Origin of the sequence: Variovorax sp. VRV01, assembly GCF_014852545.1 — a bacterium.
Classification (GTDB): domain Bacteria; phylum Pseudomonadota; class Gammaproteobacteria; order Burkholderiales; family Burkholderiaceae_C; genus Variovorax; species Variovorax beijingensis_A.
Window position 1 is genome coordinate 138,642 of record NZ_JACVBS010000002.1, and the last position, 19,652, is coordinate 158,293.

Annotated in this window: 18 protein-coding genes; 7 read left to right on the plus strand and 11 right to left on the minus strand. The window is 56.2% G+C overall.

The window, feature by feature from the left end; translation table 11 throughout:
- The 9 genes from IB278_RS04330 to IB278_RS04370 form a co-directional block, all read right to left on the minus strand.
- Positions 1–1,053, minus strand: a complete 1,053-nt coding sequence (locus IB278_RS04330) for a polysaccharide biosynthesis protein (RefSeq protein WP_192322740.1) — start codon at positions 1,051–1,053, stop codon at positions 1–3.
- Positions 1,050–2,180, minus strand: coding sequence for a glycosyltransferase (locus IB278_RS04335; RefSeq protein WP_192322741.1), 1,131 nt, complete (start codon positions 2,178–2,180; stop codon positions 1,050–1,052). The genes IB278_RS04330 and IB278_RS04335 overlap by 4 nt, the downstream gene beginning before the upstream one ends.
- A gap of 157 nt (positions 2,181–2,337) precedes the next feature.
- Positions 2,338–3,288 carry a hypothetical protein gene (locus tag IB278_RS04340; protein WP_192322742.1) on the minus strand — a complete coding sequence of 317 codons (951 nt, stop codon included), beginning with the start codon at positions 3,286–3,288 and terminating at the stop codon, positions 2,338–2,340.
- Positions 3,289–3,343: 55 nt separating this feature from the next.
- Complete coding sequence (locus IB278_RS04345) at positions 3,344–4,765, minus strand: oligosaccharide flippase family protein (protein WP_192322743.1); 1,422 nt, start codon at positions 4,763–4,765, stop codon at positions 3,344–3,346.
- Positions 4,762–5,901 (minus strand): dTDP-4-amino-4,6-dideoxygalactose transaminase, encoded by a 1,140-nt coding sequence (gene rffA / locus IB278_RS04350; protein WP_192322744.1) that lies wholly within the window; start codon positions 5,899–5,901, stop codon positions 4,762–4,764. Before rffA ends, IB278_RS04345 begins: the two co-directional genes overlap by 4 nt.
- Complete coding sequence (locus IB278_RS04355; RefSeq protein ID WP_192322745.1) at positions 5,898–6,461, minus strand: acyltransferase; 564 nt, start codon at positions 6,459–6,461, stop codon at positions 5,898–5,900. The genes rffA and IB278_RS04355 overlap by 4 nt, the downstream gene beginning before the upstream one ends.
- An 11-nt stretch (positions 6,462–6,472) precedes the next feature.
- Complete coding sequence (locus IB278_RS04360; RefSeq protein ID WP_192322746.1) at positions 6,473–7,534, minus strand: TDP-N-acetylfucosamine:lipid II N-acetylfucosaminyltransferase; 1,062 nt, start codon at positions 7,532–7,534, stop codon at positions 6,473–6,475.
- Positions 7,535–7,687: 153 nt separating this feature from the next.
- Positions 7,688–8,875: a nucleotide sugar dehydrogenase gene (locus IB278_RS04365; RefSeq protein ID WP_192322747.1), complete on the minus strand. Its 1,188-nt coding sequence runs from the start codon at positions 8,873–8,875 to the stop codon at positions 7,688–7,690.
- A gap of 245 nt (positions 8,876–9,120) precedes the next feature.
- Positions 9,121–10,239, minus strand: coding sequence for a polysaccharide biosynthesis/export family protein (locus IB278_RS04370; RefSeq protein ID WP_192322748.1), 1,119 nt, complete (start codon positions 10,237–10,239; stop codon positions 9,121–9,123).
- 449 nt (positions 10,240–10,688) lie between these two features.
- Here IB278_RS04370 and IB278_RS34285 point away from each other — a divergent pair, with 449 nt between their 5' ends.
- From IB278_RS34285 to IB278_RS04400, 6 genes are all read left to right on the plus strand, one after another.
- On the plus strand, positions 10,689–10,787 hold the full coding sequence (locus IB278_RS34285; RefSeq protein ID WP_145743067.1) for a DUF3789 domain-containing protein: 99 nt from the start codon (positions 10,689–10,691) through the stop codon (positions 10,785–10,787).
- Between the two features lie 602 nt (positions 10,788–11,389).
- Positions 11,390–11,896 carry a spore coat U domain-containing protein gene (locus tag IB278_RS04380; protein WP_145743065.1) on the plus strand — a complete coding sequence of 169 codons (507 nt, stop codon included), beginning with the start codon at positions 11,390–11,392 and terminating at the stop codon, positions 11,894–11,896.
- A gap of 22 nt (positions 11,897–11,918) precedes the next feature.
- Positions 11,919–12,647: a molecular chaperone gene (locus IB278_RS04385; protein WP_192322749.1), complete on the plus strand. Its 729-nt coding sequence runs from the start codon at positions 11,919–11,921 to the stop codon at positions 12,645–12,647.
- Between the two features lie 34 nt (positions 12,648–12,681).
- Positions 12,682–15,009 carry a fimbria/pilus outer membrane usher protein gene (locus IB278_RS04390; RefSeq protein ID WP_145743061.1) on the plus strand — a complete coding sequence of 776 codons (2,328 nt, stop codon included), beginning with the start codon at positions 12,682–12,684 and terminating at the stop codon, positions 15,007–15,009.
- Positions 15,006–16,013, plus strand: coding sequence for a spore coat protein U domain-containing protein (locus IB278_RS04395; RefSeq protein ID WP_192322750.1), 1,008 nt, complete (start codon positions 15,006–15,008; stop codon positions 16,011–16,013). The genes IB278_RS04390 and IB278_RS04395 overlap by 4 nt, the downstream gene beginning before the upstream one ends.
- A 134-nt stretch (positions 16,014–16,147) precedes the next feature.
- Positions 16,148–16,624 carry a hypothetical protein gene (locus tag IB278_RS04400; RefSeq protein WP_145743058.1) on the plus strand — a complete coding sequence of 159 codons (477 nt, stop codon included), beginning with the start codon at positions 16,148–16,150 and terminating at the stop codon, positions 16,622–16,624.
- Between the two features lie 4 nt (positions 16,625–16,628).
- Here the strand turns inward: IB278_RS04400 and IB278_RS04405 are convergent, their stop codons facing one another.
- Positions 16,629–17,897, minus strand: coding sequence for a methyltransferase domain-containing protein (locus IB278_RS04405; protein WP_186454165.1), 1,269 nt, complete (start codon positions 17,895–17,897; stop codon positions 16,629–16,631).
- Between the two features lie 76 nt (positions 17,898–17,973).
- Positions 17,974–18,627, minus strand: coding sequence for a hydrolase (locus IB278_RS04410; RefSeq protein WP_145743054.1), 654 nt, complete (start codon positions 18,625–18,627; stop codon positions 17,974–17,976).
- A 123-nt stretch (positions 18,628–18,750) separates the two neighbouring features.
- On the opposite strand from IB278_RS04410, the gene IB278_RS04415 reads away from it, so the two are divergent.
- Complete coding sequence (locus IB278_RS04415; RefSeq protein WP_145743052.1) at positions 18,751–19,647, plus strand: LysR family transcriptional regulator; 897 nt, start codon at positions 18,751–18,753, stop codon at positions 19,645–19,647.
- Positions 19,648–19,652: the final 5 nt, after the last annotated feature.

The window sequence follows — 19,652 nt, forward strand, 5'->3', positions numbered from 1 at the left end:
TTATTCCTGCGCCAGGGCTGGTTCGCCACGCGCAATGCGCTGCATGAAGTCGAGCTTGAGCAACAGCGCCTTCATGCCCTCCACGTCAAGCCGGGTGGTGTTGTGCGAGTTGTAGTCTTCGCCGTGCGTGCTGCGGGTAATGCGCTCTTCGCCCTCTTCCACGTACTTGGCGTAGTTCAAGTCCCGCCCGTCGGGTGGCACGCGGTAATAGTCGCCTTGGTCTTCGGCACAAGCCATTTCCTCCCGGCTCAGCAGCGCTTCATAGAGCTTCTCGCCATGGCGCGTGCCGATCTCTCGCACTTCGTGGTCGGGCTTGCGCATCACTTCCAGGATGGCTTGCGCCAACACCTGAACCGTGGCTGCCGGGGCCTTCTGCACAAAGATGTCGCCGTTATTGCCGTACTCGAAAGCATGCAGTACGAGTTCGACTGCATCCTCCAGGGTCATCATGAAGCGGGTCATGGATGGGTCAGTCACGGTGATGGGCTTGCCCGCGAGCACCTGCTCCACGAACAGCGGAATGACCGAACCCCGCGAGGCCATGACGTTGCCGTAGCGGGTGCCGCAAATAACGGTATTTGTGCTTTCCAGATTTCGACTGGCAGCGACCATTACCTTTTCCATCATGGCCTTGCTAATGCCCATGGCATTGATCGGATACACCGCTTTGTCTGTACTAAGACATACCACGCGGTTAACACCCGCTCGAATCGCCGCCTCCAATACGTTCTCGGTGCCAAGAACGTTAGTACGTACTGCTTGCATCGGATAGAACTCACATGATGGCACTTGTTTAAGCGCCGCGGCATGAAACACAAAATCGACTCCGCGCATCGCCTGCTCAACACTTCGTGCGTCTCGAACGTCTCCGATATAAAACTTGAGCTTGGCGTTGCTATAGCGCCTACGCATGTCGTCCTGCTTTTTTTCGTCTCGACTAAAAATTCGAATTTCTGAAACATCTACTCCCAAGAAACGCTTAAGTACAGCATTTCCAAAGGAACCGGTGCCTCCGCTTATGAGAAGAGTTTTCCCAGCCAAACCATTTTTCATATGCTAAGACTCAAAAAAAGGCGACGATTTTGCTCAATCGACTCAATATTTCCAATGTTTTTTAACGCCCAAGCGCGGACTTCGTCACGCCAAACACGATATTGCTCGGTCGTTTTCCTTGAACAAATTTCAATGCATTCGGCGAAAAGCGCAGGCTGACGCAAGGGAACATCCCAGCCTATTCCCTTTGCCTCCAAATCACGCCAAGGGGTCATATCACTTATTAGTACTGGCAACCCACAGCCCAAGGCCTCTGCAATTACGTGACCAAAATTCTCACCCAGCGTTGGAAGATAAAAGAGATCATAATCAACCAAGACTCCGGAAATATGCGCAGGATGCATCGCTCCGCGGTAGTTAAATTTTATGTGCTCTGGCAAACCCTTTGCCGCCGATTCGCAATTTTCCCAATAAATCGAGTCCTCAGCGGGGCCGTACACATCAAATACAACCGAACATCTCACCATCTTCAACATCTCGATAGCACCCAATAGATTTTTCTTCTGCGAAATACGCGACACAAACACTATACGCAGAGGAGAACCTTTTTTAACTTGCATCAAATCCACTTCAAAAGGTGGACGAGAAATATTGATTGCAGTCTGAACATTGGCATCACCACCCATCAAACGACGGATATCATCAACTTCGTGTTCGGTAGACGCATGCCAAACGACATTTCCGTAAATACCGAAAAACTTAGCGAGCGCAATAAAAAACAATTTCTTCGAATGCCGAATTGCGAGCGCGCCCTCCGAAAACTCCCCTCTTGGCGCAATCAACACTCGACGTTTACCCTTCAGCAAGCGCCATAGCAAAATAGGAAAAATACTGAAGCGAAAAGAAAAGAAACTATTTAAATATATGTACGCCCCCTCGAATTGCAAAAACAACCGAATTAGAGACCAAATACTTGCAAGTCCGGCGGGCAAGTAAAAAACACGAGCACTCCCCACTTTATTCCAGTCGTTGACCAGAACATCAGAATAGGGGGTCAAATCCCCTAAGTCGCGATCGCCAGTAATAACAGAAAAATCAACCTCCTCACCCAAATGGTCAACAATATTTGCTATTGTTCGAATCGGCCCGCCCCCTTTGAAACCTGGCAAGTAAAAACCCGCAATCACAAGAACATGCTTATTTTTTATCAAACTCGACCTCAAGCAGGGTTAAACAAGACTCAATCGAAAAAATCGTGATTTCCCGACCGGAGTCTTGAAGAAAAAAGTAATGACGATCGAAAAGCTCTCCAATCCGATGGCAACCCGTGCACCAAAGGGAACGTCAATTGACAAAACCGGTTCCATAGCTCACTACGTCGGCAAAGAATCCGATACTTTTAAAGGACAAATATGCCAACAGGCTCAAAAAGGCCAAATTCTTAGTTCTATGATCTTTAATGATGAGGAACATGCATAGCGTTACTGCAATCATATTCACGCGCTCCGACCCCAAGGCGAGGCCAAATGCGACGAAAACGAGCAGCGATATAAAATTCCTCAGCTTGTCTTTTGTTATGTACAGCACGAGCAAGACAAGCATCAGGAGATTCAGAATATCAAAGAAATTAAACTCATCCTTCTCATACGCGAGATATTTTCCTAGCAGTGCATCGGAAAACAATACCCAAAAGCCAAAAGAAAAAACAAACAAAAACAAAAGGCCAACAATCTTTTTAATAACAGATTGCCGCCACCAAAATGAAAATACATTCGGCGCAAAACGCCCCGCATACAAAAGCAAAGTTTGAAAATGAGCAAACAATGCGCCGACTGCGGTCAGTCTGCGCAGAACAACAGTAGTCATCACCAAGCTTAGCAAAATAAGGAGGTAGGAAAATTTCAATCTTTCCGCGCCCGTCAATAATACAAATAAATAGAAATTCGTTAATATTAAAATTTGCGCGGCCACTCCCACCCGCTCCCTCATCATCCACAATACAAGTACAAAAATTAAGGCTGCATTAAATATTGAAAGATAAAAATCATGATCAACCCCCAAATTCGACCCAATCCACATTAGCAAACCATAAAGCGGCTCAGACGAATTTGTATAATTTGATTGCAAAAAAGGCACGCCTAAAATCGCCGCGCCATTAAGCTCGTCATAAAACCGCCGGTAGATTAAGAGATCCCCAGCGGTGTAATAATCATAAAAGCGCAGCGAAAGAAAAAAATAAACGATGGCAAGGAAAAATGCACAGGCCGACTCCGCGAACGTTCTAGAGATTCTCATATCCCTACTTGCTACAGCTTTAAACTCAATAAATAAGGAGGCATTCAGACAACCATCAAGTAGTTTGGGGCTTTTTTCTCAATCTAACAAGTTCAATAATTTCCAAGAACTGTCCCTTGAACTCATAAGCAACAAAAAATGCCAACAGAATACAAGTGCCGTGAATTAGTGTTGGCGCAAACGCCGCGCCGCTAACCATTGCCACCGAAAACGCCCACAACCCTGCCAAGAAGAGATAGAGGCGTTTTCTTGGAAAGTCGCGCCAGATACGCGCAGACACCTCCGTTCGCCCTAAGAAAAACACAAAAAATGCTAAAGAATTGGCAATCGCAGCGCCCGAAGCGCCAAGCAAAGGTATAAGAACGTAATTAAAACCAACGCTGACGATTAGTGCAACCAATGTTATCCACAGAGAAAATATGGTTCGACGCGCTATACCGATGCCAACACCGGTCACCTCTGATAAGGTATAAAGTAATGGCTGCATCAGCATGCACAGCAAAATGTATTTGACCTCTGAATAATGCACAGGCAGCAGCCAGTCGCAAATCCAGGATAAGCTTCCGGACACTGCAATTATTGCACTAGCGATTGCCAATGCCTGTCGGGATATCTGTTCGATTATTTTCATATCCCGTCCTTGAGCCGTCCATTTGTAGATCATTGGTGCCCATATCACGGAAAAAATTGATTGAAAGACAATCGCGGCGCCTGCAAAATTGGCGGCCATCGAATACGTTGCGACTTCGTCCAGCGACGAGAGTGAACGCAACATGATAATAGTCGCTGCAGTCAATGCCCAATACGCTGCGCTGGAAAATATAAGCGGCATACCAAATGCCATCAGGGTTTTAAATTCCCGGAAATCCAAGCGAGCGCGCAACGCCTCCGCGCATTGCCGACGCGTATTCCAAGAATAGATCAATAAAACAGCGAGTGACGAACCAAAAACGATAAGCAAGAGGTGGAGAAATTTCTTTTGAAGAACGAGAGGAACAACACAAACAACTAGGACAAGCTGCAATACCTTAGGCAACACCTGACTAATGGAATACGCCCAGCCCCTCTCTTCCATCCGCAAAGTTAATGAAAGAAAACGAGAGAGATAATTTACAACAAATGCACCCAACGTAATGAAATATAGTGCCGGCTGCGCTTCAGCGTAGAGCCAGTTGGACAATTCTGACGCAAAATAAACCGATATCCCACCAAAAATTATTAGTATCGCAAGGCCGGGTACAAAACAATTTAATAGTAGCTGGCTCTTTTCTTTCGTCTCGCTATACTCTCGAACATACGCTTGATCAAGACCGAGAACGGATAACAACAATACGAAGGACAGAGAGATTTGAAAAATATTCAAACGTGCGATATCAGCCGGAGGGAAACTCCAAGCTATTATTGGCACAATCACTATGCTTATGGCGGCAGAAGCAATCGGACCGAAAGCAAATCCAACAATGCTTCGCAGATTCATCGTCGATCAAGGTAGAACCGTTTAATTTGCTCTATCACCATCCCTGAGATATTTCGCTCCATTCCATACCATAAAGGCAAGCGAATCAGCCGCTCACTCTCTTGCGTCGTATATCGATCTACTCCATGAAATCGGCTAAATCGCTCGCCGGCGGGCGCTGAGTGAAGAGGGACGTAGTGGAACACCGCTAAGATATCTTGCTTCTTAAAATGGGCGAGCAAGGCTGCTCGTTCTTCCAAACTCTTGCATTTGAGATAAAACATGTGAGCGTTGTGCTGACATTCGGGCGGTATATTTGGCAAGGTCACGCACCCTTGCGCGGCGAGTTCAGCCAAGCCTTTGTAATAAATGTCCCAAGTTATCAAACGATCTCGCGTTATAGCTTCCGCTTGCGCTAATTGACCCCACAAATAGGCCGCTTGCAGCTCGGAGGGCAGATAACTACTTCCTGCATCAACCCAAGTGTATTTATCAACCATTCCGCGAAAGAACAAGTTGCGATTTGTGCCTTTTTCACGAATGATCTCAGCTCGGGGGATGAAACGTGGATCGTTAAGGATAAGTAGCCCTCCCTCACCACCGCTAGTGACATTTTTCGTTTCGTGAAAGCTAAATGCGGCAATGTGTCCCAGAGTGCCCAAGTATCTGTCCTCGTAGCGGGCCATCATTCCTTGTGCCGCGTCTTCTATGACGAACAAATTATGACGTTGGGCAATCGAATTGATCGCCTTCATGTCGCAACCTACTCCAGCGTAGTGCACCGGGACGATCGCTTTAGTTCTAGGCGTAATTGCTGCCTCGATTAATGAAGCGTCCATGTTCATAGTGTCTGGATGAATGTCTACGAACACGATTTTCGCACCGCGCAATACAAAGGCATTGGCGGTGCTGACGAAGGTATAGCTCGGCATGATGACCTCATCGCCAAGCTGAATGTCAATCAGCAGCGCCGCCATCTCCAGAGCTTGAGTGCAAGAGGGGGTAAGCAGCGTTTTCGGGCAATCAAGATGCGACTCAAACCATGCTTGGCATTTTTGACCGTACTGACCATCGCCAGAAATTTTATTGCTTCTCATCGCATCGAGGACATATTGGTCCTCATTGCCGGTGCGAGGCGGCCGATTAAAAGGGATCATTCGTTTACTTCGCTTTTGAAAGCCGTCTCTAGGCGGAGCAACTTTTTACTCCGATCTTTTATTTTCCTTATGGGTACCCCTGCATACACACCCCAGGGGTCTGTTGGTTTGAGCACAAGACTCATTGCACCGATTGCGCACCCCTCGCCAATGCTCGCTCCAGGCATGATCGTTGTTCCTGCCCCCACAATCACCTGCCTACCTATCGTGGTCTTTCTGAAAATTTCTTTCTTGTACTTCTTTGGGATCAAGGAATTGCACATTGTTTCCCCAGAGTAGTCATCTGATTGCGTAAATATCTTTACGCCGTATGCAAAGGTAGAGAAATCGCCGATAGTGAGACCGATGGTGCCGCCCGCCAACAAACACATTGGCGTGACATGAATAAACATGCCGAAACAAATGGCACCCGAAATCACGCAAAAGTCATCAATTCGACAGTAATCGCCCAGTTCTATTAACTCAGGATCATATATATTCGCATTTCGGCTGATTTTTACGCCTTTTCCTATTTTCTTGAATCCGACTTTTTTCAATTCACTCTCATCAAGATAAGCCATAGAAACTCCGATTAGTTCGCAGCAAACACACTTTTCCAGCTTTTGAAAAGATTATCGGCCGAGAAATACCGAGCAACTTTCTGTTCATTTGATCTTGCCAAATTTTCACCAGGAAGAGTCATATTCAACTCACTAATGTCATATACCTTGACACCGATTTTAGAAAAAACGCCCCATGACGTTAAATCGCTACGCATATAAACCTTTTTCCCCAAGCCCAGCAACGTCGTAATATTTCCCATTCCTTGCTGGCGGTCATGGTTGAATATCGCAATATCAATTTTAGCCAACAACTCTAAGTATTGATCGGGCGCCATGAAATTTCGCAGCCCCGTGAATTTTTCACCAAAAATCTCCCGCCCCGCTTTTACAACCGCATCGGCGTACGCAGAGTCGCCATACGAGAGTGGACAGTAAATTTGAGCTAATTCATTCGAAAAAGGACGTAGTCTCTCAAGAGCGTCTAGATGATTATTTGTCTGCGTCGCCGAATTACCCAAGAGAATATTGATGCCCTTATGAGGCGAAGGCGACAGAGCACAATCTTTATGCAAGTTGCTAGGATATAAAAAACACTCGTGCCACTCACCCTTGGCACCATACCATCGACACGCCAGTTTGTAGTCGCCTTGAACATGAGTGACGAAATGCCCCATACGAGGAATGATTATTTTCTTAAAGAACTCACTGATATGCCAAATTATTGTCTTACGCGCAATTTTATGAGCATAGAGATCGCCGCCCCAAATCGCCCAATAGCTTTTTTTCCACAGCCAAGGCTGAATGGCGAGCATAAAAATGATGCCCACATCAAAAAGCCCATGAAAAATGATCCCTCTTGCCGAATTCACCTTTAACATGAAGGCAAGCCAAAACTTAGCTCTGTTAAATAAGCCGCGATCGAACCAAGCGACATTGTTCGAAGGTTTAATTTCTTTAGTCGCCATGCCATAGGACATCAAAAACTGATGTTCGTCAGGAACAAATCGGGCATTGATGAAATCAATGAACGGCGGAATGAATTTATCAACACTCCCTACGTGGAGAATTTTTTTGTTTTCTTTTTTCTTCATAACTGCTGTTTACAAATTTTCTCAAAGAAAATTAAATTCGCTTTTCGACGTCAACTTAATTGACTGCACAGAGCGGATCGGCATCTCGTTTGTCACTTAGTTTGAAATCGAAAAATGCCGCAACCTTTTACTTCGTCGTCGGAATTCAGGCGATCAAGAATCGCGCCCATAGATATCGCGCGTATAAACTTGGCTTGCTACGTCATCTAAATCGGGTGTCAAGCGATTAGCCACAATCACATCACATCGCTGTTTGAATTCAGCCAGATCGCGCACCACCGGTGAGCCAAAAAAACTCTCCTCCGACAATGCAGGCTCGTAGACGAGCACACTTAGCCCTTTTGCTTTCAAGCGTTTCATTACCCCCTGAACGCTGCTGACACGCCAATTATCGCTTCCGGCTTTCATAACAAGTCGATATATTCCCACAATGGATGGCTCGCGACGTATGATGTCTGCGGCAATAAAATCCTTCCGCGTGGTGTTTGCGGCAACTATGGCACTAATCAGCGTCTGCGGCACATCTTGATAGTTCGCCAGTAGCTGCTTGGTGTCCTTCGGCAGACAATAACCCCCGTAGCCAAAGCTGGGGTTGTTGTATTGATTGCCAATTCGTGGATCCAATCCCACGCCCTCAATGATCTGACGCGTGTCCAACCTATGGGTCGCGGCATATGTGTCTAATTCGTTAAAATAGGCTACACGCATGGCCAAATAGGTATTGGAAAAAAGCTTGATAGCCTCAGCTTCAGTGCTATCTGTAAAAAGGATGGGAATGTCTTTTTTTTCCGCCCCCTCTTGCAGTAACTGTGCGAACAACCGCGCGGGCTCGGAACACGCTCCTATCACGATACGACTGGGGTGCAGGTTGTCGAAGAGCGCCTGGCCTTCTCGCAAAAACTCGGGAGAGAAGAACAACTGAAGGGTGTCGTCGCGTTGCTCTTGTTGCAACGACGAACGCAAGTTATCGGTAAAGCCCACAGGCACAGTAGATTTGATTACCATCGCCGCCCTTGGAGCTATGGTCCTTACGCTGCGGACTACTGTCTCGACGCTACTCGTATCAAAATAGTGGGAAGTGGCGTCATAGTCCGTTGGAGTTGCGATTACCACAAACTCTGCGTCTCGGTATGCATCTTCTGGATCTAACGTAGCGCGAAGTCTCAGTGACTTATTGCGTAGAAAATTCTCAATTTCCCTGTCATCGATAGGCGATACGCGACGGTTGATTTGGTCTACCTTCGCCGGCACAATATCGAGCGCAACGACCTCATGATGCTGAGCCAGCAATACGGCAATGGACAAGCCAACATAGCCAGTTCCTGCGATCGCAATTTTCATAGGTCCCTTTGAATTAGTTGCTATCAGTTGCGGAAGGGCGTTGGTTCAATAACATTGATAGCCATGTAGCTTTGCTCTTTTTTACCAGACGATCCTACAAATTTCCCCCACTTGGATACGCTGATGAAGCAGGAGTCGGTGAAGCCCTTCGCGGCTGCATAATCAGAAGCCAGTCTTGATGATGAGAACGCCAGCGCTATTTCTCGGGCCCCAGCTTGCTGCAAAGGTCGGGAACCGGAAAGCGATCAGCGGTGCCTGACGTACGTCTCGCTGGCGCTGTTCACCACTTGCGCAGACGGAAGAATCAAGCTGACGACACGGTTCCACTTCACGAGCGGCACCGGGTCGATGTAGACCACGTCCTGCGGCTCCAGGCTGAACTGCCGGGCCAGCACCATGGCGGCCGGGTTCCTGGCGTCCAGGTGGAAGATCGCGGGCAAGCCGGTGGCACCTTGGCGAATCACGTAGATCTGGCCGGGGTTGGAGGTGGTGAGCACCGGCCCACCCGCTTCGCCCAGCGCTTCGTTCAGGTTGAGGCGGCCGTTGCTGCGTACCGTCAGTGCAGACGGAATCAAGACTTCGCCCATCACGTACACCTTGGCGTCTTCGCGGTGGCCAATGCGGATGGTGTCGCTGTTCCTCAGGGGAATGTCGTTGCCGTCGCGGCCGGCTTCGCGCAGGCGCGTGAGGTCGATGTCGATGGATTTGCCGTCGCGCACCAGGGTGACGGCTGCGCGGTTGCCGTTGGCGGTAATGCCGCCGGCGCGGTTGATCGCTTCGGTGAGCGTCATAGGCACGTCGGTCACGATCTGGGAGCCTGGCGTGCGTACTTCGCCCTCGACGTAGACGCGGCGGCTGCGGAAGGACTGGATGCGCACGGTCACTTCTGGCTCGCGCACCTGGGTGACGATGAGCTTGGAGATCAGGTCGCCGGCCTCGGCCTCGGTGAGGCCCGCCACCCTGACGCGGCCAACGTACGGAAAAGCGATTTCGCCGGATGAATCGACGATGAAGCCCGGCGCCACGCTCACGCCTGTCGGGTCGGCCTGCTGGGAGATGACGGCGCCGGCATTGGGCAGCAGCTCGGGGTGGTCATACACGATGACGCCCACCACGTCTCCAGGGCCGATGGTGTAGCGCTGCGGCTTGCCGAACAGCGCCTGCACCTCGGGCGGCACGTTCTTGGGCGCGGCCTTGGCCAGCGTGCGCACCAGGGCCGGCGTGATGGGGGTGATGCGGTCTTCGGGTGCCGCATCAGGCAGGTACTGGAATTTGGGGGGCAGCTCTTCGGCGACCTGGTACGGCTCGACGGTACCCATGCCCGGAGCCACGGCGCAGCCTTGAAGCACGGCTACGCCCAACATTGCAGCGGCAATCCATGCCGTTGCGTTCACTTCTCGTCTCAAAACAGTCCCCTGGTTGTTGCGGTGAAGGCCGGCTCCGGCCCCACAGGGACTAGCTGTTGCTGAATACTCCTCCCTGTACGTATATTTTATCTTTTGTTGCTAAACGTTTGTATTCAGTAAGTGATGCGGATCACTTTTTCAGGGATATCTCACGCATATTACTTTTTGCAACCCATCTTCTGCGAAAAATGTGATGGATGTCCTTGTCGGAACAACACTGTTACTTGAGCGAAGTTGCGCACGATAGAGCGAAGAAACCGGGAACTTGTCATCACTCGTATTGGGGAGGTCGAATCGCTTTTTTAAGCGCGCCAGGGGATTGACAGCGGCACTCAGCGGGCGGTCAGGTGCGACATGTCCAATGCTCCAAAAAGAGCTTTTCGGGAGGGCATTTGTCGTTTTTACCCATGTATACCTTCGCAATCGGCACCGGGATCTTCGTAGCTGGCGCTTTCGTGGGCGTCCTGTTCATGTGCCTGCTCCACGTTTCAAGGTCCGACGACTGAGGCCGGCAGCCTTGACCTGCTCGGGGTGGGGCGGGTAACTGTTGTTTCTTCGCATCATTGCGGGATGCCCCTCATGACGGCACGCTCAGCCGCTGTCAGGCCTTTTCCCCACGGAAATCCGTGACGGAGTTGGCAAAACTGCTTTTAAAATGTGAGCACCCGTCTGTGACAACAGGTACTTCGGGATACATTTTGTAAGTCAGAAGTGACATTGGTCCCAGCGGACCAGGCGTCGGCACTCGAAAACGATTGCCGGCCCTGCCTGTGCCGATTGCTTCTGCACACCCCGCCTTCTGGGCGGGTTTGACAGCCAGAAGGAATGCGGCACGTACCGGAGCTCTTGCCCCTGTACCGAGGCGCCTTCGAGCCAAAACATCCATTTGCCAAGCGGCGGGGTAGCGCCTGCGTCGGCAGATTGGGTACCCCCCGGGAAACCTCAAAGCGTGTCACCACCGCGCGACGACTTGGAGCGCGTCAGTTGACTTTTTGAAACTAAAGTATCAATAATTCCATTCTGAGAACTATTTTGTTACTTTGCCACGGCAGGTTCCGCGTTTCTCAACCCCCTCTTCCAACATTTTTTTAACCAGTCGGCGTTCACCATGAAAAAACTCTCCCTCATCGTTGCAGCCACCCTTGCAGTCACCACCAGCGCTGTCCTGGCAGCCACGAGCCCGGCCACGGCCACGTTCCAGGTTCTGATCACTGTCGCCAAGGCCTGCTCGGTTGTGGCGGGCGCCGGCTCGAAGATCGACTTCGGTACGGTCGATTCCTCTGCCACCAACCTGAGCGGCAACAGCAACATCAGCGTGACCTGCTCCAAGACCACGCCTTACAACATCGGCCTGCTGCCTTCGAACAACAGCACCACCGGCGCCGGCGTGATGAGCCCCGCGACCGGTTCGGACACGGTGGCCTACCAGCTCCGCTCGGTGAGCGCCACCGGCGCCGTCTGGGGCAGCACGGCCACTTCCACGGCAGTGGGCAACGGCGTGGCCGGCACCGGCACCGGCGCGGCGCAGACGATTCCCGTGTACGCCACGGTGGCCAGCGCCAACGTGACGCCTGGCGCCTACTCGGACACGGTGACGGTCCAGGTCAACTACTGATCGATTGATCGATCGATTGCCCATGCGCCGCCTGCTTCGCCATACCGCTGTTCTCGCGCTTGCCCTGATGCAGGCGGTTGCATCGGCCAGCGGGCTGCAGGTGTCTCCGGTCACGCTGACGCTGCAGGCCACGCAAAACGCCGAAGGCCTTTGGCTCAGCAACACGGGCGATACGGTGGTGCACGCGCAGGTGCGCGTCTATCACTGGGCGCAGGAGAACGGCACGGAAAAGCTGACGCCCTCGCGCGAACTGCTGGTCAGTCCGCCGATGGTGCAGCTGGCCGCGTCGGACCGGCAGCTGATCCGCGTGATTCGCACGGGCGTTCCGGCCGGCACGGTCGAAGGTTCGTACCGGGTCGTGATCGACGAGCTGCCGGTGGAGATGAAGGAAAAGAAGGGCCTGCAGCTGGTGCTGCGCTATTCGGTGCCGATCTTCATTACAGCGGCGGGCGCGCAGTCGTCCGAGCCGCAGCTTGCATGGTCGCTGCGCCGCGAAGAAGGCCAGGCCGTGCTCGAAGTGGCCAACACCGGCGGCGTGCATGCGCAGCTTGCCGATGTGGAATTTCTCGATACGGTGGGCCGCCGCACGCCGGTGCATGCCGGCCTGCTGGGCTATGTTTTGCCGGGTGCTCGCATGCGTTGGCCACTGAAGACTTCCGCGGAGGCTTTTGCCCTCGGCGGCATCCTGGAAACGAAGATCAATGGCAACGCGACGCAGGAAAAAATCCCGCCGCTCCCACGCGCCCGCTGAGCGCCTGCTGCCACTGCTGCTTCTTTCCGGCCTGATGTCTTTTGCCGCCCAGGCTGAGAATGCCGCAGCCGGCTCGAGCGCATCTTTGGTCGCGCCCGCGGAGGGCGAGCTGGCCGGCCCCACCGGCAGCGACCTCTATCTGGACCTGAGCCTCAACGGCAACCCGCAGGGGCTGGTGCACTTTGGCCTGCGCGGCCAGGAGCTGTGGGCCAGTGCCGCCACGCTGCGGCAGCTGGGCTTCGTGCTGCCGCCGGGCGTGTCGGATCCGGTACGGCTCAAGAGCCTTCCGGGGTTGCAGATCAAGTACGACGCCGCAACGCAGAGCGTTGAAATCAATGCCTCGGCCGAGGTGCTGCGCCTGCCCACCACGGTGGTCGACACGTCGGCGGTGGTCGTACCCAAGGCCAGTGCTTCGCCCGGCCTGCTGCTCAACTACGACCTGTATGGCACGCAGGGGCGCGGCAATACGTCGAGCCTGAACGCGCTGACCGAGCTGCGCGCGTTCACCGGAAGCACGGTGCTCAGCAACACGATGATGTCGCGCTCGGCCCGCCTTCCGGGCGAGGGCTGGACGCACGACTCGGTGCGGCTGGACACCACGCTGAGCACCTCGTTCCCCGAAGACATGCTGACGCTTCGCGTGGGCGACACCACCACGGCCTCGCTGCCGTGGTCGCGCTCCACGCGCATCGGCGGCATCCAGCTGTCGCGCAACTTTGCGCTGCAGCCCTATCGCACGACCACGCCGCTGCCGGCCTTCCTGGGGGCGGCGGCGCTGCCTTCGCAGGTGGAGCTGTACATCAACGGCTTGCGGCAGTACACGGGCCAGGTGCCGGCCGGGCCGTTCCAGCTGAAGACGGTGCCGAGCATCAACGGTGCAGGCAATGCGCAGGTGGTATTGACCGATGCCTTCGGGCGCGCGACGACGCTCGATTTTTCTTTGTACGACACGCAGCGGCTGCTGGAGGCGGGCCTGTCGGACTGGTCGGTGGACCTGGGCATGGTGCGCAAGGACTACGGCCTGCGCTCGTTCCAATATGGCAGCGATCCGGCGGCCAGCGGCACCTGGCGCTATGGCGTGAACAACAGCTTCACGATGGAAGCGCATGGCGAAGCCACCAAGGGACTGGTCAAGGCCGGCGTGGGCGGTGCCTGGCTGCTCGGCCAGAGCGGCGTGCTGGCGGGCGCGGTGGCGCGCAGCAGCTACCGCTCGGAGCAAGGTTCGCTGGTCAACCTGGGCTACAGCTGGCGCGACAACCACTTCAACTTTGCGGTCGAGGGCACGCGCACTCATGGCGAGTACCGCGACGTGGCGTCGCTGTACGGCAGTGCGCCGCCGCGCGGATCGGGCCGCGCATCGATCGGCTACACCACGGGGAGCTTCGGCAGCTTTGGCCTCAGCTACCTGTATCTGCGCTATCCGGCGCAGCAGCCGACGCGGCTGGCCAGCGTCTACTGGTTCAGCGCGATTGGCCGTGGCGCCTCGGTGAACGTGAGCCTCAACCAGAACCTGGACAACCGGCGCGAACGCAGCCTGTACGTGGGCTTCACCTGGGCGCTGGACGGCAAGATCACGGCCAGCACCGGCGTGCAGCGCGACGGCGACCGCACCACTTTCTCGGCCGACGCGCAGAGCTCGATTCCGGGCGAAGGCGGCATCGGCTGGCGCGCGGGCCTGCGCCAGGGCGGCGGCCAGAACGGCGGCCAGGCCGAGATCGACTACCTGGGCCGCTACGGCCGCGCGATGGCGGGCATCAGCGTGCTGGGCGACAGCCGCTATGCCTACGCGGGCGCCACCGGCTCGATCGCATTCATGGGCGGCCAGCCCTTTGCGGCGCGGCGCATCGACGATGCCTTTGCGGTGGTCTCCACCGACGGCATTGCCGGCGTGCCGGTGCGCCTGGAGAACCGCGACATCGGCACCACGGACGGCCACGGCATGCTGCTGGTGGCGCCGCTGCGCGCCTACCAGAACAACCAGCTGTCGATCGACCCGATGCAGCTGCCGGCCGACGTGCGGATCGAGCGCGTGAAGACGGTGGCCACGCCGAGCGACCGCGCCGGCACGCTGGTGCGCTTTGGCATCACGCCCGTGAATGCGGCGGCGCTGCTGCTGGCGGACGAGGCGGGCAAGCCGCTGCCGCTGGGCAGCCGGGTGCGCGTGAACGGCGGCACCGGCGAGCCGGCGCTGGTAGGCTTTGACGGTGCGGTGTACCTGGAGTCGCTGCAGCCGCGCAACACGCTCGAGGTGCAGACGCCGGGCGGTGGCCGCTGCCGCGCGAGCTTCGACTATCGCAAGGATGGCGCCGGCATCCCGCAGATCGGGCCGCTGCGCTGCATCAGGGAGGCCAAGACGCCATGAGCTTTTTGACTCGCACCTTGGGGGCGCTGCGCCTGCCGCTGTTCTGCATGTTGCTGTGGTGGCTGCCGGTGGGCAGCGCGCAGGCGCAAGTCAGCTGCACCGCGAACATGTCGAACGTGGCCTTTGGCACGGTCGAACTGGTCGACGGGAGCACGCCCCCATCCACCACCGCCACGCTGGACTACACCTGCACCAACAGCGGCAACAACACCGTGTTCGTCAGGGCCTGCTTCAACATTGGCGACGGCGACGAGGGCCTGACGAACTTCAATCCGCGCGTGATGAAGAGCGGCGCAAACAGCTTGAAGTTCCAGCTCTACCAGGGGACCAGCAACACGATCTGGGGTTCGAACGGCAATGCGTTGGTGCCGAGTCCCTTTGTGGCGACGCTCACCATTGCCCGCCGGTCGAGCGTGCCGGGAAGCGCCACCATGCGCGGCGAACTGCTTGCGCTCCAGGGCACGGTCCCTCCAGGCTCCTACCAGGACAGCTTTGGCGGGATCCACACCTCGATCACGCTCTCGTCGAGCACGAACTCCATGCCGACGAACTGCAACACCGGGGCGTCGGACAACTTTCCCTTCGTGGTCAGCGCAACCATTCCCAAGAGCTGCCTGGTCACGGCCGACCCGCTGAACTTCGGCAGCATCGACGGCCTGCCGGGCGCAGCCAACGCCGACCAGACAAGCATGGTCAACGTCACCTGCACGACGGCGACCGCCTACAAGGTCGCGCTGTCGCCATCCAACGGATCGACGACGGGCGCCGGGGCGATGACGCCGACGGGGGGTGTGCCGGGCAACACGGACACGGTGCCCTACCGGCTCTACAGCAATGCGGCCCGCACGGCGCCATGGGGCAACGTGATAGACACCAACACCGTCGCGAGCACCGGCAACGGCTTGGCCCAGGCGCTGACCGTGTATGGCCGGGTCCTTGGCAGCAGCCTCAACGTGCGGCCGGACAGCTACCGGGACACCGTGACGGTCACCGTGACCTACTGAGCCCGCGGCGGGGGCCAGCGGGCATCGTCGATAAATTGCGCGACGGCTCTTAATTTTCCGGCTACTCTGCCGATAACCCAGGTTGGGGCATCGATGCGATGCCCTCCACCGAGGTTGCGACGAGAGGAGGTCCCATGTCCGGAAACATGTTGTCCCGTGCGGGTTCGGCCGGCCCGCCGCTTCCACCGCGCGCGGCCCGCGCGGCGGCCGCCGTCGGCATGATGCTGCTGTTGCCGCTGCGGCTCGGCTCCGCGGAGCCGACGCACAGCCCGCACGGCGCCACGGCGCGGTTCAACGTGACGATGATCGTCCTCCCGACCTTCAAGGTGCTCCAGGTCACGCCGGTCAATGGCGGCCACGAATACCGCGTCTGGACCAACATGAAGTCGGTGCTCATCAAGGGCCGCGAGTACCAGTTCGACAAGATCGGCGAGACCACCTTCACGGTCGCCGGCACCACCGCCGACGGCCTCGACAGCCTCGACCCCACCTGGCGCAGCGCCACCGGCGCCATGGCCGCCATCGCGGCCCGCGCCGCGCCGCGGACGGCTGCCGCTGCTGCTGCGGATGGCGACGGGAGCAATTCGACGAGGGTGACGGTGATTTACTGAGCGCTTATTGAAGCGTTCGTCGCAACGCGCGCAGCGGCGCGGTAAGACGCCACGATTTCGACGTTTGGTGCGCCTTCAGTTGGTCGCGAGCGGCATTCAGGGCGCGTTCAACTTCCGCTACCCGGGCGTTTGCCGCTTCCAGTCCCAAGGTTTTCGCCTGGACTTCGACTTTCAGCTTTGCCACGCGCTCGCTGAGGTCAGGCATTGGCGGAGTCAAGCCATCTTGTACCCGCTTCCAGCTGTCGGCAATGGCTTCAGGGTCGGTCGAGGGGCGTAGAAATACCGAGAACTCAAGCGAGTTGCACGGGGTGTCGCAAAACCCGGCGCACTCGAAATCCAGCAGCCCATACCGGGCCGCCTCGATCATCAAGGCCGCACAGCTTTGCGGCGTGAACACCCAACAGTGAACGTCGTGATAGTTCTCCGTGGTCAACGCGTCCTGCACCATGCTCATGGCTGCCTCGAACGAATGACAGTGTTCGAGCTGTGATGGATCGAGCGGCCCGTTCCATGCCTCGTTGACATCCACATGCCGCGCATACGTCACGTGATCGAAGATGTTGGCCGGCAGCGGTCTTCTGGCACGGCGCGCATATGCATCGATCAGATCCTGCAATGCGGTTTCCCGGCGCACGTAGTCAAAGGTAAACCTTTTGTCCGGGACGACAAGGCGGATCTGGCCTCCAGGCTTGAGCACCGCCCGAAGTTCCTTCAGCCAGGTAATGAGATCGGGAACGTGCTCCACGACGTGCGAAGCAATTACGTAGTCGACCTGGCGCCCTGCGCATTCGAGCAAGGTATTGGCGCCCCAAACCGCATCCACTTCCACGATCTGATTCACGTCGATGCCGTGCCCAACCCGATACTTTTCTCGTAGCGCCTCGGTATCGACGTGATCAACATAGACGACGTCCGCTTCTGACTTACGGAAAAAGGGGCTGCACAGAGCTCCTATTTCAAGGACGGTTGAACCGGGCGTGGGGATACCCGCTCGCACGATGTCTCGAATATTCAAAGCAGTGCCCTCGCCAAGATAGTCGAGCTGCGATTTTGGCGCGGTTGGCTCGACCGAGCGCCGCGCGTTTCGACTTCTCACATCCCCCGTATGCGTCAGACCACGCGGCGGGCACCGATCGAGCAGCAAGGCCTGCCCGCCACGACCTGAGCCGAAGGCGATAAGGTATTTATCGACTACACGCCCTTGGCCTCGGGAACGGGTGATGTCCCGTCGGCGGCGATGCTCGAATTCGACGCTCGATCCACCGGTGAACAACCTGCAGAGCTGCACCCCGTTGAAGGCAAATGCGGCATAAAGCGGGGATGAGCGGCCCCCTGGACAGCCGCTCAGATCATCCTGCCTTGCCAGGCACAGGCGTGTTGAGCAGCTGCTGCTCCCAAAGGTAGGCGATGCCGCTGCCGCTGAAGTGCTGGATGAGAATCTCGGTCAGCTCCTCGACATGCTCGGTGCGCGCCCAATCGCGTTGCCATTCGCCAGCGAGCGCCATCACGGTCATCACGTTCGCGCCGGCAGCGATCATTCGCTGGATGGCAACTTCGTGGGACTCCTTCGAAATCCCGCCCGACGCGTCGGTGATCACGGTCACGTCCCAGCCTTCGCCGGCGGCCTGGATGACAGGCATGGCGACGCAAACCTCGGTCCACAGGCCGGCAATGATCAGCTGCTTGCGGCCGGTCGCCTTGACGACCTTCACCACATTCTCGTCCTGCCAGGTGTTCACCCAGGTGCGATCGATGACTTCCTGGTCCGGAAATACGTCGGTGATCTGTCTGAAGAGAAGTCCACCGCGTGCCGCGATCACGCTGGTGAGGATGGTCGGAACATTGAAGGCTTTTGCCAGCTTCGCCAGCGCGGTCGTGTTGTTGACCACAGCTTGCGGATCGTGGCTGTTCAGGTTCGCGAGCTGATAGGGCTGGTGGTCGATGAGAACGAGTACCGAGTCTTCGGGACGAAGAAGCGAAGCAAGGCCGTTGCGAAAAGTCATTGATAAATCCTTTGTTGCTGTTGAGAGCGGGACGTTGTCCCGAAGCAGGATTCTGTTGTTCCGACTTTTGATGCGGTAGTACCATTTCGCGGCGAGCTGTGTCGCGGAACGAGGAACACCAAGTTGGACATCGAAGAGCTGCAGACATTCGTGGAAGTTGCCGACGCCGGGGGGATTTCGTCGGCGGCGCTGCGGCTCGGCGTGTCCAAGTCGATCGTCAGCCGCCGTCTCTTCCGGTTGGAAGCCGAACTGGGTGTCCAGCTGCTTGCGCGATCCACCCGCGGGGCTGCTCTCACTGAAGCCGGGGCCACGTTCCGGGACCATGCAGCCAGGGTCTGCGCCGAGATCGACGTGGCCAGGGAAGCGATCCTGCCCGCCGGCGACCTTCGCGGCCGCTTGCGCGTTGCTGCGCCGTTCTCCTTGGGCCCGACTCACTTCGCGCCCATGCTTGCGGAAATGGCGCGACGGCACCCTCGGCTTCACATCCAGACCTGCTACAGCGACCGCTTCGTCGATCTCATCGCGGAGGGTTACGACTGCGCGATACGGGTTGGTTATCTACAGGACTCCAACCTGATCGCAAGACGCATCGGCGCGGTCCACGGGAAGCTCGTCGCGAGTCCGGACTATGTCAAGGCGCATGGGTCGCCCGAGACACCGGAGGAGCTCCTTGCCCATCAGGCCCTCATGCAGGGAACCGAAGCCTGGCAGCTCACGGACGGCGGCAAGATCATCACGGTTCGCCCGCAGGGGCGCTTCAAGGCCGACAACGGCACGGCCCTGGTCGCCGCCGCTGTCGCAGGACTCGGAATCGCCTACCTGCCCGATTGGCTCACCCATGAACACGTGGCCTCCGGGGCACTGGTGCCGGTCATGACACGCCATCCACCACCCCCGGCCGGGGCGTATGTCGTGCGGCCGCCGGGCCAGCATCCCGCACGGAAGATACGGGTCCTTACCGAACTCCTGATCGAGTATTGCGACCGGACTCCGCATCCTGCGGGAGCTGCCCCTGCCTGAGAGGT

Excerpts from the sequence above, each read along its gene's own strand:
- IB278_RS04330 (WP_192322740.1), bottom strand. The coding sequence starts at position 1,053 with ATGAAAAATGGTTTGGCTGGGAAAACTCTTCTCATAAGCGGAGGCACC.
- IB278_RS04340 (WP_192322742.1), bottom strand. The coding sequence starts at position 3,288 with ATGAGAATCTCTAGAACGTTCGCGGAGTCGGCCTGTGCATTTTTCCTT.
- IB278_RS04345 (WP_192322743.1), bottom strand. The coding sequence starts at position 4,765 with ATGAATCTGCGAAGCATTGTTGGATTTGCTTTCGGTCCGATTGCTTCT.
- rffA (WP_192322744.1), bottom strand. The coding sequence starts at position 5,901 with ATGATCCCTTTTAATCGGCCGCCTCGCACCGGCAATGAGGACCAATAT.
- IB278_RS04355 (WP_192322745.1), bottom strand. The coding sequence starts at position 6,461 with ATGGCTTATCTTGATGAGAGTGAATTGAAAAAAGTCGGATTCAAGAAA.
- IB278_RS04360 (WP_192322746.1), bottom strand. The coding sequence starts at position 7,534 with ATGAAGAAAAAAGAAAACAAAAAAATTCTCCACGTAGGGAGTGTTGAT.
- IB278_RS04365 (WP_192322747.1), bottom strand. The coding sequence starts at position 8,875 with ATGAAAATTGCGATCGCAGGAACTGGCTATGTTGGCTTGTCCATTGCC.
- IB278_RS04370 (WP_192322748.1), bottom strand. The coding sequence starts at position 10,239 with ATGTTGGGCGTAGCCGTGCTTCAAGGCTGCGCCGTGGCTCCGGGCATG.
- IB278_RS34285 (WP_145743067.1), top strand. The coding sequence starts at position 10,689 with ATGTATACCTTCGCAATCGGCACCGGGATCTTCGTAGCTGGCGCTTTC.
- IB278_RS04380 (WP_145743065.1), top strand. The coding sequence starts at position 11,390 with ATGAAAAAACTCTCCCTCATCGTTGCAGCCACCCTTGCAGTCACCACC.
- IB278_RS04385 (WP_192322749.1), top strand. The coding sequence starts at position 11,919 with ATGCGCCGCCTGCTTCGCCATACCGCTGTTCTCGCGCTTGCCCTGATG.
- IB278_RS04390 (WP_145743061.1), top strand. The coding sequence starts at position 12,682 with ATGTCTTTTGCCGCCCAGGCTGAGAATGCCGCAGCCGGCTCGAGCGCA.
- IB278_RS04395 (WP_192322750.1), top strand. The coding sequence starts at position 15,006 with ATGAGCTTTTTGACTCGCACCTTGGGGGCGCTGCGCCTGCCGCTGTTC.
- IB278_RS04400 (WP_145743058.1), top strand. The coding sequence starts at position 16,148 with ATGTCCGGAAACATGTTGTCCCGTGCGGGTTCGGCCGGCCCGCCGCTT.
- IB278_RS04410 (WP_145743054.1), bottom strand. The coding sequence starts at position 18,627 with ATGACTTTTCGCAACGGCCTTGCTTCGCTTCTTCGTCCCGAAGACTCG.